This window comes from Archangium violaceum (assembly GCF_016887565.1).
Taxonomy (GTDB): domain Bacteria; phylum Myxococcota; class Myxococcia; order Myxococcales; family Myxococcaceae; genus Archangium; species Archangium violaceum_B.
This window is the reverse complement of the sequence record NZ_CP069396.1, coordinates 12,238,662-12,255,867: the sequence shown is the minus strand read 5'-3', so window position 1 is coordinate 12,255,867 and position 17,206 is coordinate 12,238,662. Positions and strand designations below refer to the sequence as shown.

The 17,206-nt window shown below is 71.1% G+C and carries 13 protein-coding genes; 10 read left to right on the top strand and 3 right to left on the bottom strand.

What is annotated here, in order from left to right; translation table 11 throughout:
- The 4 genes from JRI60_RS48900 (at position 1) to JRI60_RS48885 (ending at position 4,800) form a co-directional block, all read left to right on the top strand.
- Positions 1 to 633, top strand: a complete 633-nt coding sequence (locus JRI60_RS48900; RefSeq protein WP_239470182.1) for a hypothetical protein — start codon at positions 1 to 3, stop codon at positions 631 to 633.
- Positions 630 to 1,997 carry a hypothetical protein gene (locus JRI60_RS48895; protein WP_204222955.1) on the top strand — a complete coding sequence of 456 codons (1,368 nt, stop codon included), beginning with the start codon at positions 630 to 632 and terminating at the stop codon, positions 1,995 to 1,997. Before JRI60_RS48900 ends, JRI60_RS48895 begins: the two co-directional genes overlap by 4 nt.
- Complete coding sequence (locus JRI60_RS48890; protein ID WP_204222954.1) at positions 1,997 to 3,256, top strand: two-component system sensor histidine kinase NtrB; 1,260 nt, start codon at positions 1,997 to 1,999, stop codon at positions 3,254 to 3,256. The genes JRI60_RS48895 and JRI60_RS48890 overlap by 1 nt, the downstream gene beginning before the upstream one ends.
- 119 nt (positions 3,257 to 3,375) lie before the next feature.
- Complete coding sequence (locus JRI60_RS48885; protein WP_204222953.1) at positions 3,376 to 4,800, top strand: hypothetical protein; 1,425 nt, start codon at positions 3,376 to 3,378, stop codon at positions 4,798 to 4,800.
- Between the two features lie 3 nt (positions 4,801 to 4,803).
- Here JRI60_RS48885 and JRI60_RS48880 read toward each other — a convergent pair whose 3' ends face one another.
- The 3 genes from JRI60_RS48880 to JRI60_RS48870 all read right to left on the bottom strand — a co-directional run bounded on the left by JRI60_RS48880 (position 4,804) and on the right by JRI60_RS48870 (position 8,065).
- Complete coding sequence (locus JRI60_RS48880) at positions 4,804 to 5,196, bottom strand: DUF779 domain-containing protein (protein WP_204222952.1); 393 nt, start codon at positions 5,194 to 5,196, stop codon at positions 4,804 to 4,806.
- Between the two features lie 69 nt (positions 5,197 to 5,265).
- Positions 5,266 to 6,795, bottom strand: coding sequence for an aldehyde dehydrogenase (gene adh / locus JRI60_RS48875; RefSeq protein WP_275439082.1), 1,530 nt, complete (start codon positions 6,793 to 6,795; stop codon positions 5,266 to 5,268).
- A 217-nt stretch (positions 6,796 to 7,012) separates the two neighbouring features.
- Entirely contained in the window at positions 7,013 to 8,065 is a 1,053-nt protein-coding gene (locus JRI60_RS48870) for a hypothetical protein (protein WP_204222950.1), read from the bottom strand.
- 167 nt (positions 8,066 to 8,232) lie between these two features.
- On the opposite strand from JRI60_RS48870, the gene JRI60_RS48865 reads away from it, so the two are divergent.
- The 6 genes from JRI60_RS48865 (at position 8,233) to JRI60_RS48840 (ending at position 17,190) form a co-directional block, all read left to right on the top strand.
- Positions 8,233 to 8,709, top strand: a complete 477-nt coding sequence (locus JRI60_RS48865) for an ABA4-like family protein (RefSeq protein WP_204222949.1) — start codon at positions 8,233 to 8,235, stop codon at positions 8,707 to 8,709.
- Entirely contained in the window at positions 8,709 to 9,677 is a 969-nt protein-coding gene (locus JRI60_RS48860; protein ID WP_204222948.1) for a hypothetical protein, read from the top strand. Before JRI60_RS48865 ends, JRI60_RS48860 begins: the two co-directional genes overlap by 1 nt.
- A gap of 104 nt (positions 9,678 to 9,781) precedes the next feature.
- A complete protein-coding gene (locus JRI60_RS48855; RefSeq protein WP_204222947.1) occupies positions 9,782 to 10,693 on the top strand; it encodes an SDR family oxidoreductase in 912 nt (303 codons plus the stop codon).
- 162 nt (positions 10,694 to 10,855) lie between these two features.
- Positions 10,856 to 12,127, top strand: coding sequence for a YcaO-like family protein (locus JRI60_RS48850; RefSeq protein ID WP_204222946.1), 1,272 nt, complete (start codon positions 10,856 to 10,858; stop codon positions 12,125 to 12,127).
- Entirely contained in the window at positions 12,124 to 13,488 is a 1,365-nt protein-coding gene (locus JRI60_RS48845) for a TfuA-like protein (protein WP_204222944.1), read from the top strand. Before JRI60_RS48850 ends, JRI60_RS48845 begins: the two co-directional genes overlap by 4 nt.
- A 204-nt stretch (positions 13,489 to 13,692) precedes the next feature.
- Positions 13,693 to 17,190, top strand: coding sequence for a serine/threonine-protein kinase PknK (locus tag JRI60_RS48840; RefSeq protein ID WP_204222943.1), 3,498 nt, complete (start codon positions 13,693 to 13,695; stop codon positions 17,188 to 17,190).
- The last annotated feature ends 16 nt before the right edge of the window (positions 17,191 to 17,206 follow it).

The following is a 17,206-nucleotide window of genomic DNA, read 5'->3' as shown; positions in this document are numbered from 1 at the left end:
GTGAAGCACCTCGTGCTGTGCCTTGCCGTGCTCGCACTCACTGCCGCCGCTCCACCGGATGCGACGTCCCACCTGCTCCAGGGCGCCCGTCACTTCCGCGAGGGCCGCTTCGCCAACGCCCTGGTCGAGTTCAAGGTAGCCCGGCGTCTGGGCACTGGCGGCGAGGCGGACTGGTACATCGCCGCGTCGCTGGTGAAGCTCGGCCGCTCCGATGAGGCGCTCGAGTCCTTCGCCGCCGCGCGCGGGAGCGCCCCGGACGCTCGCGACGCGCTGCTCGACTACTACCACGCGCTCGCCTGCTACGAGGCGAAGCTGTACCTGTGCGCCGACACGCTGCTGGACGCGGTGGGGGATGCCTCCGGGCCTCGCATCGGCGAGCAGGTGCGCAAGCTGCGCTCGGACATCTCCGCGCTCTTCCGCTCGGCGCCCACGCCGGCCTCCATCGACTGGTACCACGCCCGCGCCGCCGAGGCCCGCACGGCCCGGCGTCCGGTGCTCGCCGCGCGCTACCTGGAGGAGGCGGCGCGGTTGGCCGAGCGGCGCACGGACCGCCACCGGCTCGCCGAGGCCCGTGCCGGGTTGGGGGCGCTGTCCGAGGTGCCCACGCCCATCGTCGGCTGGGGGAGCCCGTGAGTCCGGGTCTGCTCGTGGCCGCGCTGCTCGCCGAGCCCGGCCTCTGCGGACCGGTGGTGCCAGAGTCCTCTCCGGACCCGGCCGCCGCCGCTCCTTATATGGAGGTGGCCGAGGCCGAGCAGGCCGCGGGAGACAGAGACACGGCGCTCGTCGCCTGGCGCGAGGTGCTGCGCAGGGAGCCGCGCAATGCCCGGGCCCTGGCGGCCCTCGAGTCACTCTGCCGCCAGACGCCCTCGTTCCAGCCCGAGCCGGCGGAGGACACGTCGGCTCGAGAGGACGAGGCGGCGGCGTCGCTGCTCTCCGGCCTCTCCCTCTTCGAGCGCGGGGAGGACGAGGCCGCGGCGGCTGCTTTCCAGGAGGCGCTCCTCGCGCCGGAGCTGGTGGACACGGCCTCCTTCTTCCTCGGGGTGCTCGCGCTGCGCGAGGGCCGCGCGAGCGAGGCGGGCTCCTTCTTCGATGCGGCGGCGGCCTCGTCGGACGCGGGGCTCGCGAGGAGGGCCGAGGCGCTGCGCCTGCAGGCCGCGCGCGAGGGGCGGGTGGCGCTCTCGGTGCGGCTGGGCAGCGAGTACGACTCCAACGTGGACCTCGCGCCGGATGGGACGCGGCGGCAGGGCGGGAGCGCGGACGGAGTGGGCACGGGGCTCGCGGAGCTGCGCCTGCGCCCCTGGGGACAGAGGGGCCCGTACGCGCGCGTCTCCGGAAGCTACCGGGGCCACCTGCGACTGCGCGGCTTCGACCTGGGAGGCGCCGGGGGCGCGCTGGGCTGGGCGCACCTGGGCCCGGCGCTGCAACTGACCGCGGAGTATGGCTTCGACTTCCTGGCGCTCGGGGGGACGCCCTATCTGCTCACGCACCGGTTGCAGGTGGCCGCGCGTGCGCCGGTGGGGCCGGTGGTGCTGGACGGCTCGTGGGCCGTACGCCGCGAGGACTTCCAGGACGCGGTGTACGCCGACTATGCCGGGTGGCGGAGCACGGCGCGGCTGGACGCGGAGTGGAGCCCCGTCGAGTCCCTCACCCTCTCGGCGGGCTGGTACGGCGCCTACCTGCGCACCTATGAGCTGGCGCTCGGCTACCTCGAGCACGGCCCGCGCGTGGAGGTGCGCCTGCGCCCGCGTCCCGGACTGCGCTTCGTGGCCGAGGCGGGCTATACCCTTCGCGGCTACCAGAACTTCGACAACCCGTTGGGGGCTCGCCGCGAGGACGGCTACTTCGACGCGGGGGCGCTGGTGGAGTGGGACGTGGCGGCGAGCTGGAGCCTCCAGGCCTCGGTGGGCTGGCGCGGCGCGTCCTCCAACGTCGCCGAGCTCTCCTATGGCCGTTTCGTCGGTGGACTGGGGCTGGTGTGGTCCCGGGGGTTGTACTGATGGCGGGGCTCGGCTCGCGTGCGCTGGGACCGCTGGGGCTCGCGACGCTCGGGCTGGTGGGAGCGCTCGCGGCGACCCTGGCGCTCCACCGCGCGGGCAGCACGGCGCTGGAGCAGTCGCTGGACGCGCGGCTGAGAGGCGCGGGTGAGTCCGCGGCGCTGCTGCTGGGAGACACGCCGCCCACGCCCGAGCGGCTGGAAGCGCTGATGCGCGCCAACGCGCTGGATGGCGTGTACGTGGTGGACCGGAAGCTGGCGGTGCCCGCGGACGCGACGGGGCCGGCGCGGCGGAGGGTGGACCTGCTGCGCACGGAGCCGGAGGGCGTGGAGGCGGCGCTCGCGGGACAGACGCGGGTGGGGCCGGGCTACGCGCTGGGAGACCTCCAGGTGACGGTGGGCTACTTCCCGGTGCGAGGGGCCGGAGGGGAGGTGGAGTCGGTGCTGGTGCTGGAGGCGGGGCGGGCCTTCTCGAGTGCGCGCGAGACGCTGCGGCATGCGCTGTGGGGTGGGGTGGCGCTGTCGGCGGTGGGCGCGCTGGCGCTGGCGCTGGTGGCGGCGAGGTGGCTGCGAGACGAGCGGGCGCGGCACGAGGCGGCGGCGAAGGCGGTACGCGGCGAGGTGCTGACGAAGATGGCGGCGATGGCGGCGCATGAAATCCGCAACCCGCTGGGGGTCATCCGCGGCACGGTGGAGCTGATGCGCGAGCGCAGCGGGGCGAAGCTGTCGGAGCGGGACAAGGAGGCGCTGGAGGACGTGCTGGGCGAGGTGGAGCGGCTGCGCCGGCTGACGGAGGACCTGCTGGACCTGAGCGCGGACCGGCCGCTGGCGGCGCAGCGGGTGGCGCTGTCGGAGGTATTGGAGGAGGCGGCGAGGGCCACGGAGGCGGCGTTCCCGGCGGTGAAGGTGCGCCGGAGCTTCGCGGAGCTGCCGCCGGTGGAGGGGGACGCGGGGAGGCTGAGACAGGTGTTCGCCAACCTGCTGCAGAACGCGGCGCAAGCGCAGGTGGAGGGCGAGGTTCGGCTGGCGGCGGAGGCGGACGGGAGCGCGGTGCGGGTGCGCGTGGAGGACGACGGGCCGGGAGTGCCGCCGGAGGTGCGCGAGCGGCTCTTCGACCTCTTCGTCACGGGGAAGGCGAACGGGACGGGACTGGGCCTGGCGCTGTGCCGCCGGCTGGTGGAGCGGCACGGCGGCTCGGTGTCACTGGTCCCCGAGCAGCGCCAGGGCAGTACCTTCGAGGTGCGACTGCCAGCGGTGCGGTAGCCGGGCGGGACGCACCCGCGGTGTGTCGCCCGGGCGAGGGCCGTGGGGGAGGTGACTCCCCGCCCGTGACCGGAACAGGATGGCGCCCGTTCCCCGCGATTCGCGGGAGGGGGCTCCAGTTGAAGACACGGAAGATGGATTGGCGGTGGCTCGCCGTAGGCCTCGCGCTGCCGCTCACCGGCTGCGTGCTGGGCAGCGTGCGGCAGGTGAAGGTGGACGCGCTCGGAGGCTACGCGGAGGCGCGTGGCGTGTCGGTGGAGGTGACGGGCGAGGTGCCCGAGGCCACGAGGCAGCAGCTGCGCGAGTCCTTCCAGAGCGCGGTGGAGGCCCGGGCCGGCCGGCCCGTGGACGCGACGGGCGAGCCCTTGAAGCTGGAGCTGCGCGTCGTGGAGGCCGTCTCGCCCGAGACCGCGGCCTCCTCGACCTCCGAGCGCGTCGCCGTGCAGGCGCGGACGGCGTTCGGGCTCACGGGGCTGGCGAAGTCGAGCGGGCGTCTGGCCCTCGAGGGCACGCTGCTGTCGCCCGAGGGAGCGCGGCGGCTGGGCCTGGTGCGGTGGGAGTCGGCGGGTGAGCCGTCCTCGCTGGCGCCTCGCGCGGGCCGCGAGGCGGGCGAGGCGCTCGGCCGGGAGATGGACTTCCGGCGCGAGGACTTCGTCACCCGCCGCGCGGCGGACGAGCGGATGTTCCTCACGCCCACGGCGCTCACGCTGGAGCCCGGCGAGGTGGTGGTGAGCAACGACGAGCTCCTGCTCTTCCGCGCGGGCGTGGGGCTGGGGCGGCGCGTGCAGTTCGACGTGTGGGGCGGAGGCCTGCCCATCCCGCTGGCGACGGGCGTGCCCCTCTACCTCATCCACGCGGTGGGCGGCGCGGGCGCGGCGGGCGTCGGAGTGCTCGGCGCCTTCGACCTGGGCCTCAAGGTGAAGCTGCTCGACGAGTCGCGCTACCTGCCGGGCGTGGCCGCCTCCTATGACTTCCTCAACGTCTTCGCGGGAGCGGTGGGGGGCGCGGGCATCGTGCTCCTGGGCAACGGCGTGGCCGGTGCCGGCGCCGCGGGGGCCGCCGGAGCCAACCTCCAGTTCAACCTCTTCAGCGTCGTGGCGGCGAAGCACTTCGGCGACTTCCAGCTCACCGCGGGCGCCTACGTGCTCGACAACCACCACTTCATTCCGCAGAAGGCCGCCATCACGGTGGGCGTCGCGGGCGCGGGAGGCGACGACGCCGGGGGAACCGGTGGCGGGACGAGCACCTCGCTTCCCCGCATTCCCACCCAGGTGCAGGCCTTCGTGGGCGCGCAGTACGTGCTCGGGCCTCACAGCGAGCTCGCGGTGGAGTTCTTCCCGCGCAAGCCCTTCAGCGACTCGTTCGGCACCACGGGCGTGCGCTGGCTGCTGGGCGCCGACGCGCCTCGCGGGCCGGTGGCCTTGGACCGGCTGCGCGTGCGCCTCGACGTCGCGGCGCTCTGGGTGTACCTGCCGCCGACCCAGAAACACGGCGGCACGCCCCTGCCGCTGCCCTGGGTGGGACTCGGCCTCTACAAGCTCTGAGGCTCAGCCGTGCTGGGGCCCGCGCGGCGGCGGGCCCGCCTTCTGGAGTGTGTAGTGTTCGTCGTCGGTGAAGACGCGCGAGCGGATGAGGAAGCGCACGCCCTCGGGCGCCTCCACCGAGAAGCCGCTCCCGCGCCCCTTCACCACGTCGATCGTCAGGTGCGTGTGCTGCCAGTATTCGAACTGCGGACCGCTGATGTAGAAGGGCGTGTCCACGATGGTGCCCAGGAACACGTCCTCCTGGCCCACCCGGAACTCGCCCCTCGGGAAGCACATCGGCGCGCTGCCGTCGCAGCACCCTCCCGATTGGTGGAAGAGCAGCGGACCGTGAATGCCCTGCAGCTTGCGCAGCAGGGCATCGGCGGTGGGTGTGACGGAGACGCGATCCACGGTCATCGTAATACCCTCACCCCACCCCTCTCCCGGGGGGAGAGGGGGCTTGCCACGGGTTCAACCTGGGACGGCCTAGAAGAAGCCCATCGGCTTCGGGTCGTAGCTCACCAGCATGTTCTTCGTCTGCTGGTAGTGCGACAGCATCATCTTGTGCGTCTCGCGGCCAATGCCCGACTGCTTGTAGCCGCCGAACGCCGCGTGCGCCGGGTACAGGTGGTAGCAGTTCACCCACACGCGGCCCGCCTGGATGCCTCGGCCCATGCGGTACGCCGTGTGCGTGTCACGCGACCACACGCCCGCGCCCAGGCCGTACAGCGTCTCGTTGGCCATCGCCAGCGCGTCCTCCGCGTCCTTGAACTTCGTCACCGACACCACCGGGCCGAAGATCTCCTCCTGGAAGATGCGCATCTTGTTGTGGCCCTCGAAGATCGTGGGCTCCACGTAGTAGCCCTCCGCCAGCGCCCCGGACAGGTTCGCCCGCCGGCCACCGGTGAGCACCTTCGCGCCCTCCTGCTTGCCGATGTCGATGTACGAGAGGATCTTCTCCAGCTGGTCGTTGGAGGCCTGCGCGCCGATCATCGTGCTCGTGTCGAGCGGGTTGCCCTGGACGATGCGCCTGGTGCGCTCGATGGCCTTCTGCATGAACTCCTCGTAGAAGCGCTCCTGCACGAGGGCGCGCGAGGGGCAGGTGCACACCTCGCCCTGGTTGAGGGCGAACATGGCGAAGCCCTCGAGCGACTTCTGCGCGAAGTCATCGTTCTGCGCGAACACGTCCGCGAAGAAGATGTTGGGCGACTTGCCGCCCAGCTCCAGCGTCACGGGGATGAGGTTCTCCGAGGCGTACTGCATGATGAGGCGGCCCGTGGTCGTCTCACCGGTGAAGGCCACCTTGGCCACGCGCTTGTTGCTGGCCAGGGGCTTGCCGGCCTCGATGCCGAAGCCGTTGACGATGTTCAGCACGCCGGGGGGCAGCAGGTCGCCCACCAGCTCCGCGAACTTGAGGATGGTGACGGGCGTCTGCTCGGCGGGCTTGAGCACCACGCAGTTGCCGGCGGCCAGGGCGGGGGCCAGCTTCCACGCCGCCATCAGCAGCGGGAAGTTCCAGGGAATGATCTGCGCCACCACGCCCAGCGGCTCGTGGAAGTGGTACGCGACGGTGTGCTCGTCGAGCTCCGAGAGGCTTCCCTCCTGGGCGCGCAGGCAGCCGGCGAAGTAGCGGAAGTGGTCGATGGCCAGGGGCAGGTCCGCGGCGAGCGTCTCGCGGATGGGCTTGCCGTTGTCCCACGTCTCGGAGACGGCGAGCATCTCCAGGTTGGCCTGCATCCGGTCGGCGATTTTATTGAGGATGTCCGCGCGCGCGGTGGGCGAGGTGCGGCCCCAGGCGGCCTTGGCCTTGTGGGCGGCGTCGAGCGCCTTCTCGACGTCCTCGGCGGTGGAGCGCGGGACCTCACAGAACGGCTTGCCCGTCACCGGGGTGATGTTCTCGAAGTATTGCCCCTTCACGGGGGGCACGAACTCCCCGCCGATGTAGTTCCCGTAGCGGGGGAGGTACTGCACCTTGCTGCCCTTCTGACCCGGAGCTTCGTAGACGGTCGACGACATTCGGACCTCGGCGGTGGGTGGGTGTTCTGGCAACGACAGGGGAGAGGGCACCGAGGATAGGCAGGTGCCGCTCCGCGTCATGGCGGGGAATGCGCACGCGAACGTTCGAAATCCGTCAGCGCACCCCCCGGGAACACCTGGAGTCCCATTCCCATGCCCGGGCCGGGACGCCAAGTGAGCCCCGGTCTCCCGAGGCCCACCCGGCCGCATCGAGCGCCTACTTCACGAAGATTCCAGCGGAGAACCTGTCGACGAGGCTGCCGTTGGCGGCGGTCGCGGTCAGCTTGCACGCGGAGCCCGCGGCGGGTGCCGTCCAGAGGTAGGTGACGTAGCAGTAGCCCCCGCTTCCGCAGGAGTCGTACTGCTTCACCAGGGTGCCGCAGTCGGTCTGGACTCCCGCGTCGAACGTGCCGAAGTACGTGTCGAAGCCCACGCTCAATTCGAGGGTGTACTGCTGGCCCGCGGACGCGGGCACGAAGTTGGCCAGATAGTCCCCGCGACTCACGCTCTGATAGACGCCCGGCCCTCTCATGTACAGGGAGTCGACGTGGGGACGGGGGACGTATTCGCCGGCCACCTGGACACCGCCCTCACCACCTCCGCCCGGAGCCGAGTAGACCAGCACGGGCACGGTCTCGTGGAGGGTGATGTCCCGGGATGTCACGCTCACCTGGAGGGTGCAGGAGGCCGGAGCGCTGCTCTTCCAGGTGGTGATGGCGGCGGACGGGTCCGCGAAGGAGCCGGACGGGCAGTCGCTCGTCCAGGCGTATGCCAGCGCGTCTCCATCCAGGTCCACCGCGTCCACCGAGACGGTGATGGGCTCGTTGACCACCAGGTCCGCCTTGGACGCCGACATCGAGCGGAGCATGGGCGCGATGTCCTGCTGCCCCTGCATGGCCGTCTGGTCGTAGATGCGCAGGGCGACCGGGGTCGTGGTGTTGGGCGTGACGGTCACCGTGCCGGTGCCAGACGCCACCACGACGGTGGGGTCCACGCCGTAGCCCGTGGCCGTCAGGGTATGGGTGCCCGAGGGCAGCACCAGCAGGCCTCCGAAGACGCCCGTGTTCGGGTCGAGGATGAGCGACTTGGAGACGTTGGCCGGCTGCGCGGTGAGGATCATCTGGGTGATCTGTCCCGCGGACAGGCCTCGCACCGCCACGCTCATCAGTCCATCGCCGGAGGGCGTCTTCGCTTCCTCTGGAGCGCACCCCGCCAGCGTCAGGGCAATACCCGCCAGTGCTCCCGTCAGGAGCTCACGCATCTTCATCATGGATTGGTTCCTTCCCTGGGACAGACGACCTCTTTCGTCGTCGTGTGAGAGGTGTTTTACGAGGACGGTCTGACATTCCCCGGGCCCTTCCGGCCGTTCATGTTGACAGTGGATACATGTGGTGTTTACATTGGAAACATGAGGGCGGGTGAACCGCAGGAGGAGCCATGGACGGCGAGCTGATACTGAAGATCCTGAACGTGCCGGTGCTGCTGGGCTGGCTGGCGATGGTGCTGGCGCCCCGGGCGCGCGTGACGCGGTGGGTGCTGGAGAGCGACGCCATCCCCCTGGTGATTGGCGCCGTCTACCTGGCGCTGGTGGCGCCGCACCTGCCGGGCCTGCTCGGCCAGTTCGACACGCTGGAGCACATCGGCGCCGCGCTCCAGCGCCCCGGCATGCTGCTCGCGGGGTGGATCCACTACCTCGCGTTCGACTTCCTGGTGGGCCGGGTGGTGCTGGCCGATTCCCAGCGCCGCGGCATCCCCCACCTGCTCGTCGTGCCCTGCCTCTTCCTGACCTTCATGCTCGGCCCCACCGGCTATCTCGCCTACGCGGCCGTCCGCCTCGTCACCCGGCGCTTCCTGCCCGCCGTCGCCCCGCTTCCCGTGTCCTCCACTCCCGTCGCCACCGAAGGAGTCCGCTGATGTCCGCCACCACTTCCGCACTGTCCGCGCGCTCGCTCTGGAACCGGGCCTGGTCCCTCTCTCCGGCCCTCGCTCTGGCCACCGTGGTCATGGCCCTCGGCGCCGTGTTCACCACGCTGGGCCTCGTCCTCGACCCGAGGCTCCTGGTGGGCGAGCCCGTGTGGCTCAAGCCGACGAAGTTCTACGTGTCGCTGGTCGCGTACAACGCCACGGTGCTGTACTTCCTATCCTTCCTCTCCGAGCGGAGGCGGCTCGTCCGGATCTCGGGCGGCATCCTCGCGGCGGCCGGCGTCCTCGAGATGGTGGGCATCACCCTCCAGGCGGCGCGCGGGGTGCGCAGCCACTTCAACATCGCCACGCCCTTCGACGCCTTCATCTTCAGCACCATGGGCGTCACCATCACGGTGCTCTGGGTGACGATGATCGTCCTCGCGATCGCCCTGCTGCGTGCGCGGCTGGCGGAGCGCCCGCTCGCGTCGGCGCTGCGCATCGGGTTCATCGTGGCGGTGATTGGCTGCGGGCTCGGGTTCTTCATGACGAACCCGAACGCGGCGCAGCTCGAGGCCATGAAGGCCGGGCAGCGGGTGGTCGAGGCGGGCTCGCACACGTTCGGCGCGGCGGACGGCGGCCCGGGGCTGCCCCTGGTGGGGTGGAGCACGGTGGCGGGGGACATGCGGCCGGCGCACTTCCTCGGGCTGCACGGCATGCAGGTCCTTCCGCTCCTCGTGGTGCTGCTCGCGCGCCGGCGCAACCTCTCCGAGACGCAGCGGCTGGCCGCCGTCCGCGCCGCGGGGGTCGCCTACGTCGGAGTGACCCTGGTGCTCGCGGCCCAGGCGCTCCGGGGCCTGCCCATCACCCGGTGGGACGCGGTGGGGCTCGCGAGCCTCGCGCTGGTGGCCACGGCCGCCCTCGCCACGGCGTCTGCCACGCTGCTGCGGCGCCAGCCGGCCGCCGTCACCGTGGCCTGAGATCCAGGAGACAAGCCCTCGGCGGGCGGCCGGCTTCCGGGCATCACATTCATGGACTCCCTACTCTTTGCCTGGGGGCTTTCCGTCAACGGAGGTTGGAGGCCATGAAGCACGTCACGGCCGTCGTAGGCGCCACGGGGTTGCTGGGAGGGGCGATCTGCAAGCACCTGCGGGCGTCGGGCCTACCGGTGAGGGCCATGGTCCGACCGACCTCGGAGCCGAGCCGGGTCGAGCGCCTCGAAGAGGCGGGAGTGGAGTTGCGACAGGGGGACTTGAAGGCCCGGTCCTCGCTCGATGGGGTCTGCGAGGGCGCCCGGGCGATCATCTCGACGGCTACCTCCACGGTCTCGAGGCAAGCGGGGGACTCGATTCAAGCGGTGGATCTGGAGGGCCAGTTGGCTCTCGTGGAGGCCGCGAGGCGCGCGGGAGTGGAACACTTCGTCTTCGTCTCTTTCGCGCCCATGGAAGTGGACTCCCCCCTCCAGCAGGCCAAGCGCGCGGTGGAGCAGTCGCTGATGCGGAGCGGGATTCCTCGCTACACCATCCTCCAGCCCACCTATTTCACCGAGGTCTGGTTGAGCCCTGCCCTGGGCTTCGATTTCCTGAAGGCCCATGCGCGCCTCTGTGGGACGGGGCGTGGCGGGCTGAACTGGATCTCCTTCGAGGATGTGGCTCGTTTCGCCGCCGCCGCGCTGGAGAGTCCGCGGGCCTGGAATGCGGTCCTCCAGCTCGGGGGGGAGGAGGCGCTCGGCCAACTCGATGTGGTCCGCCTCTTCGAGGAGCGGAGCGGTCGTCGGTGGACGCTGGAGCATATTCCCGAGCAGGCGCTCCGCGAGCAGCTCGACGGTGCCACCGATCCGCTCCAGCGCTCCTTGGCGGCACTGATGCTCCATGTCGCGCTCGGCGGCCCGGTCAATCCGAGACCCGCCATGGAGGCCATGGCACTGCGCCCCAGCCGGGTCCGCGACTATGTGGAGCGCGTGCTGGCCGACCATCATCTTCCGGTGGGGGTTTGACGGTCAGCCCTGTCGGTTCTCCGACACGTCCATCACCCCGCCAGCTGTCCTCGTGTGCGCCGTCTCCGACCGGCCTGCCCTGGCGCCTGTCATGCCCGCTGGGCTCCCTTGTCACACCCGGGCCCGGCCCCCACTCATTCCCCACGACCTCCGGGGGTGCGCATGGTGTGGACTTCGACAGTCGTCGAGCCGGGGGGGACCACGGAGACGTTGGCTCCCAAGTCCTACCGCATGGGGACGCACCGGCTGATTCCTCCCGAGGAGACGCTGCGGAGGGTGTGCCCGCTCATGCGGGACATGGGTATCACTCGCATCGCCAATCTCACCGGCCTGGATTGGATAGGCCTCCCGGTCGTGGCGGTGTACCGGCCCAACGCGCGCTCGCTGTCGGCGTCGCAGGGCAAGGGGATGGACCTGACCGCGGCGCGAGCCTCCGGGCTGATGGAGGCGGTGGAGTCCTACCACGCCGAGCACATCGACCTGCCGCTGCGGCGCGCCAGCTACGACGAGCTGCGGGCGAGCCACCCGGTGGTGGAGGTGGGCGCGCTTCCGCGCCTGTCGGTCAACTCCTTCCACCCGGCGATGCGGCTGTTATGGGTCGAGGGGCGTGACCTTCGGGACGGCTCTCCCCTGTGGTTGCCTTTCGAGTTGGTCCACACGGACTTCACCCTCCCGCTGCCCGAAGGCAGTGGCGCGTTCCTCATGAGCTCCAATGGACTGGCCTCTGGAAACCATCCGCTGGAGGCCATCAGCCACGGCCTCTGTGAGGTGGTGGAGCGGGATGCCACCACGCTGTGGCACCTGCGGAGCGAGGAGTCGCAACACCCGACGCGATTGGATTTGAGCACGGTGGATGACCCGGTCTGCCTCCAGGTGCTGGAGCGCTTCGAGCGGGCCGGGATGGAGGTGGCCGTCTGGGAGACGACCACCGACGTGGGGCTGGCGTCCTTCTACTGTCTTCTCGCCGAACGCTCGCCGGAGCCGCTCCGGTTCCGCGCTCCCACGACGGGGGCGGGCTGTCATCCCGCGCGGGAAATCGCCCTGCTGCGCGCGCTCACCGAAGCGGCCCAGGTGCGGCTCACGCTCATCTCCGGTGCTCGCGACGACATGGGGGTCACCCGCTGTTACGACGCCTTCCGGGACCCGGCCGTCTGGCGCCACCAGGTGGAGCGGATGCACCGGGAGCCGCCGGTCCGGCCCTTCCAGGACGTGCCCTCCTTCGCGGGGCGCTCCTTCGAGGAGGACGTGGCGTGGGAGCTGGAGCGGCTGGCGGCGGTGGGGCTGCACCAGGTGGTGGTGGTGGACCTGTCCCGGCCCGAGTTCCGCATCCCCGTGGTGCGGGTGGTGGTGCCCGGTCTGGAGGCGCTCCACGACGCGCCCGGCTACGTCCCGGGACGCCGGGGCCGCGAGATGCTGAAGGAGCGCAGCCGATGATCTACGTCTTCGTGGGACCCACGCTGCCCGCGCGGGAGGGGAGACGCGAGCTGGAGGCCGTGTTCCTTCCGCCCGCGGCCCAGGGGGATGTCTACCGGGCCGCGCTCGAACGGCCAGCGGCCATCGGTCTCATCGACGGCTACTTCGATGGTGTTCCCTCTGTCTGGCACAAGGAGATCCTCTGGGCCATGGCCGAGGGCATCCCCGTCTTCGGAAGCGCGAGCATGGGGGCGCTGCGAGCGGCGGAGCTGGCCTCGTTCGGCATGGAGGGCGTGGGGGTCATCTTCGAGGCATTCCAGCGCGGCGAGCTGACGGATGACGACGAGGTGGCCATGGCGCACGCGCCCGCCGAGGACGGCTTCCGCCCGTTGTCGGAGGCCCTGGTCAACATCCGGGCCTCCCTGGCGCGCGCCGAGCGCGAAGGCGTGGTGGACGTGCTGGTACGCGAGGCGCTGGAGCAGCTCGCCAAGGAACTCTACTACCCGGAGCGGAGCTGGCCGGCCCTGCTCGGGCGGGCCGAGGACGCGGGCTTGCCGCCCGAGCCTCTGCGGCGGCTGCGGGAGTGGCTGCCACGGGGATGGGTCGATCAGAAGCGCGCGGACGCGCTGGCCATGCTCCGCCAGATGCGCGAGTACCTGGCGGCCCACCCCGAACCCAAGCAGGTCTCGTACACGCTCGCCCAGACGGACGCGTGGGCGGAAGCTCGCCGATGCGCCGGGCGGCTCGAGTCGGGCAGCCGTGAGGAGGGCGAGCCGCTCCCGCGGGAGGCGTTGCTCGAGGAGCTGCGGGTCGGCGGCCTTCTTCCCCGGGTGCGGGCCGGAGCCCTGGCGCGTGCCCTGGCCCTGGAAGAGGCCCGGCAGCGGGGCGGTGAGGTCGAACTGGAGGCGATGCGGCGGGTCTGTGAGGCATTCCGTCGCGAGCACGGACTGGGCGAGCTGCCTCAGTTCGAGGAGTGGCTGGTGGCGCAGCGCATCGCCGAGCCGTTGCGGTTCTTCCGGGATGAGACGTGGGTACGCCAGACGGAGCTGCTGCACGCCACGGAGGTGGAGCGGTGCCTGCCGGATCACCTGCGCTCGCTCGGTATCTACGGGCCGCTGCTGGACCGTGCCTGTCGCAAGGCGCGGACGCTTTCCCGCTCCGGTCTGGAGCACCCCGGGCTCGAGGAGGCCGGGCTCGAGGAGGCGGCTCTGTGGCGCTGGTACTTCATGGAGCGGCTCGGTCGGCCCGTACCCTCCCAGCTCGCGCGGTACGCACGCGGCGTGGGTTTTGGCGGCGAGGATGAGCTCCGGCGCGCGGTGTTGCGGGAGCGCTGCTTCCTGCGCCTGGAGCAGGAGCTCGAGCAGCGGGTAGGGGAGGAGTGAGCGAGGACCAGGTCTTCCGGTCACCGGGCTGACGGAGGATCTCCAGGGGGGATGGATACAGCACCCCTTCGCCCCGGCGCCTGCCATATCCCACGGTCTGCCTTGTCACATCCGGTGCTCGCTCCTCATTCATGAGGGAGGACCCGAGTGGTGTCGTAGCGAGCGGGACCGGACAGGCACGCAGGCGCTGGCAGGAGCGGAGCCGTGGACCACGAACAATCCTTGCTGGAGAGCGGGCCCTTCATGCCCCAGGCCTTGGGTCCCTACCAGCTACAGGGGGTTCTCGGGCGCGGGGGAATGGGCGTCGTCTATCTGGGACACCATCGGGACCGGGATGAGCTCGTCGCGCTGAAGACGGTCCGGGTGGCGCGCGAATCCCTGTCGTCCAATCTCCGCTGGGAGGTACGGGTGCTCGGCCGTATCCAGCACCCCGGTGTGGTCCGGATCCTCGACAGTGGCATCTCCGGTGGACTGCCCTGGTATGCGATGGAGCTGGTGAAGGGCCGCACGCTCCAGCAGCTCATCGATCGGTACTGGCATGTCGAGGGGCCTCCGCGTGATGCCGCTTCCCCGGTGAAGCTGCCCGTGCTCCCTCTGCTGAAGCTCGTGCGGAGCTTGTGCTCGCCGCTGGCCTACCTGCATGGCTGCGGTCTGGTCCACCGCGACCTCAAGCCCGGCAACGTCTTCGTCCGCGAGGACGGGACGGTGGTGCTCGGAGACCTGGGGGTAGCGGCGGCCTTCAGTGGCGCCTACGGGCGGGAGCTGCTCCAGGTGGATGACGCCAGGCTGGGCACTCTCCTCTACATGTCGCCCGAGCAGATCCAGGGCGATCTGGTGGACGCCCGTGCCGACCTCTATTCGCTCGGGTGCATCCTGTATGAGTGCGTGACCGGTTTCCCTCCTTTCGGGGGCGGCACGAGCGGAGCCGTCCGCAAGCGCCATCTCCGGCAACCGCCCACTCCCCCCTCCATGCTCCTCGACGAGCCACTCCCGGAGCGGCTGGAGTGGCTCATCCTCAAGCTGCTGGAGAAGCGGCCCCAGGATCGGCTGGGCTACGCCGAGGATGTCGACCGGGTGCTCGCGGAGCTGGGGGTGGAGGCGGTGCAACCGGCGCGGCTGCCCAAGCCCCGGCCCTACCTCTACCGGTCTTTCTTCACGGGGCGGGAGGACGCGGTGCGGAGCCTCCGCGCCAGGCTCGACTCGCTGAGCCAGGGCCAGGGTGACCGCGTCTTCATCGGTGGTGGCAGTGGCGTGGGCAAGACGCGGCTGGCCATGGAGCTCGCCCGTGAGGCCGTCTTCAGCGAGCTGACGGTGGTGACCGGCGAGTGCATTCCGCTCGGACTCTCGGGCACGCAGGTGGATGCCACGACGCGGGCCTCGCCGCTCCACCCCTTCCGCCCGCTGCTGACCCTGGTGGCGGACCGGTGCCGTGCCTGGGGGGAGGCGGAAACGGAGCGGATACTCGGGCGGTGGGGCAAGGTGCTGGTCCCCTTCGAGCCCTCCCTGGACTCGCTTCCCGGCCTGCGCGAGCGGCCCCCACCTCCTCCCCTGGCCAACAACGAGGCCGAGCGCTCGCGCATCTTCACTTCCCTCCAGGAGGTCCTCTTCGCCTTCAGCGAGGAGGAATCGCTGCTGCTCATCCTCGATGACCTGCAGTGGGCGGACGAGCTGACGCTGGGCTTCCTGAAGCGGCTGCGGTACGAGGAGCTCGTCGAGCGGGGCGTGCTGCTGCTGGGCACGTACCGCATGGAGGAGCTGAGCGAGCCCCTGCACGAAGTGGTGTCCGCGAGGGCCCTGCACCTGGAGCTGGGGCGGCTCGACGCGTCGAGCATCCGGTCCATGGTCTGCGGCATGCTGGCCCTGGGCTCACTGCCTCCGGACTTCGACGGGCTGGTGCTCCAATCCGAGGGCAATCCCTTCTTCGTCGCCGAGTACCTGCGGGCCGCCATCACGGAGGGGTTGCTGCACCGCGACGCCTCCGGGCAGTGGCGGTTGGTCGAGCGGGCCCCCGGCTCGCTCGAGGCGCTCGCGCTGCCCGAGTCCATCGCGGAGATCATCAACCGGCGCCTGGGCGGTCTGGATGCCCGGGCCCGTGGGGTGGTGGAGCTGGCCGCCGTGCTCGGGCGTGAGCTCGACGCCGAGCTGCTGCTGCGCACCGTCCCGCTCAGCGAGTCGGAGGCCCTGGAGGCCCTGGAGACGCTGCGGGTGCGGCAGATCCTCGAGCATGTGACGGGAGGCCGGCTGCGCTTCATCCACGACAAGCTGCGCGAGCTCACCTACGCGGGCCTGTCCCCCGAGCGGCGCCGCCAGCTCCACCATCGCTCCGCCGAGGCTCTCGAGCATCGCCACGCCGGGGAACGCGACTTCGCCCTGTTGTCGCCTGGTCTGGCCCACCACTGGGCGAAGGCCGAGGTGCACGATCGGGCGAGCCGCTACTTCCGTCTGGCGGGAGATCGCGCCCGGGGCGCCTATGCCAATGAGCAGGCGATCTCCTTCTACCAATCGGCCTTGTCCGAGGCGGAGCTGCTCCCGCGCCCGGGCGCGGAGGGTCGGGAGGAGGGGGAGCCGGACTTCCGCTACCTCCACGAGAGTCTGGGAGACCTGCTGGCCCTCTGCGGACGGCAGGAGGAAGCGCGCGCGGCATATGGCGGGGCCCTGGCCCGGCTCTCGCCGGCCCACCAGCGCCAGCGCGCCGGCCTCCACCGCAAGCTGGGCAAGACCTGGGAGACGCACCACCAGCACGAGGCCGCGCTGCGCGCTTACGACGAGGCCGAAGCCGCGCTGGGCTCGGTCCACTCCGAGCCCGGTGCGGTTGGAGCGGAGGAGACCGCGTCCGGCTGGTGGCACGAGTGGGTGCAGATTCAAGTGGAGCGCATCTGGGTCTACTACTGGATGGGACGGGTCGAGGAGATGGGCGCGCTCATCGACAAGGTTCGCCATCCGGTGGAAGCACGAGGCACGTCCTCGCAACGCGTGCGCTTCTTCCAGGCGATCCTCCTGTGGGCCTTCCGGCGTGAGAACTACGTCCTTTCCGCCGAGACGGTGCGGACCGCCCGGCAGGCGGTGGCGGCCAGCGAGCAATCCGGGGACCTGTCCGAGCAGGCGACGTGCCGCTTCTTCCTCGCCTTCTCCTTGTTGTTCCACGGAGACCTGGAGGAGTCGGAGCGGCAGGGCCTGGTGGGGTTGCGGCTGGCGGAGCGGGTGGGGGACCTGACGTTGCAGTCACGCCTGCTGACGTACCTGCTGCAGGTGTACCGGCGGCGGGGTCAGGTCTCCGAGGCGCGCACCTGGAGTGAGCGGAGCCTGCGGGTCGCGACCGAGGCGCGCATGGACGACTACGTGGGCGCGGCCCTGGCCACCCGGGCCTGGGTGGCCTGGAAGGAGCAGCGCCTGGAGGATGCCGAGCGGGACGCGCGGGACGCCGTGGAGCGCTGGCGGAAGCTCGCGGAGCGGTACTCGCACTTTGGCGGGCAATGGCAGGGGTTGCTGCTCCTGATGGCGATGGAGTCGCGGCGCGGTGAGGTGGCGGAGGCGGTGGAGCGCGCGCGCGTGATGCTGGACCCGACGCAGATCCCCCTGCCCGACCCACTGGCCGGCGCCCTGAGGGCGGCGCTCGAGGCGTGGAGTCAGGGGCAGCGGGAGGCGGCGCTCGAGCACCTGCGGCGCGCGGTCGGGGTCGCCGGGGAGCTGCGATTCCTATGAACACCGGAGGAGGTAT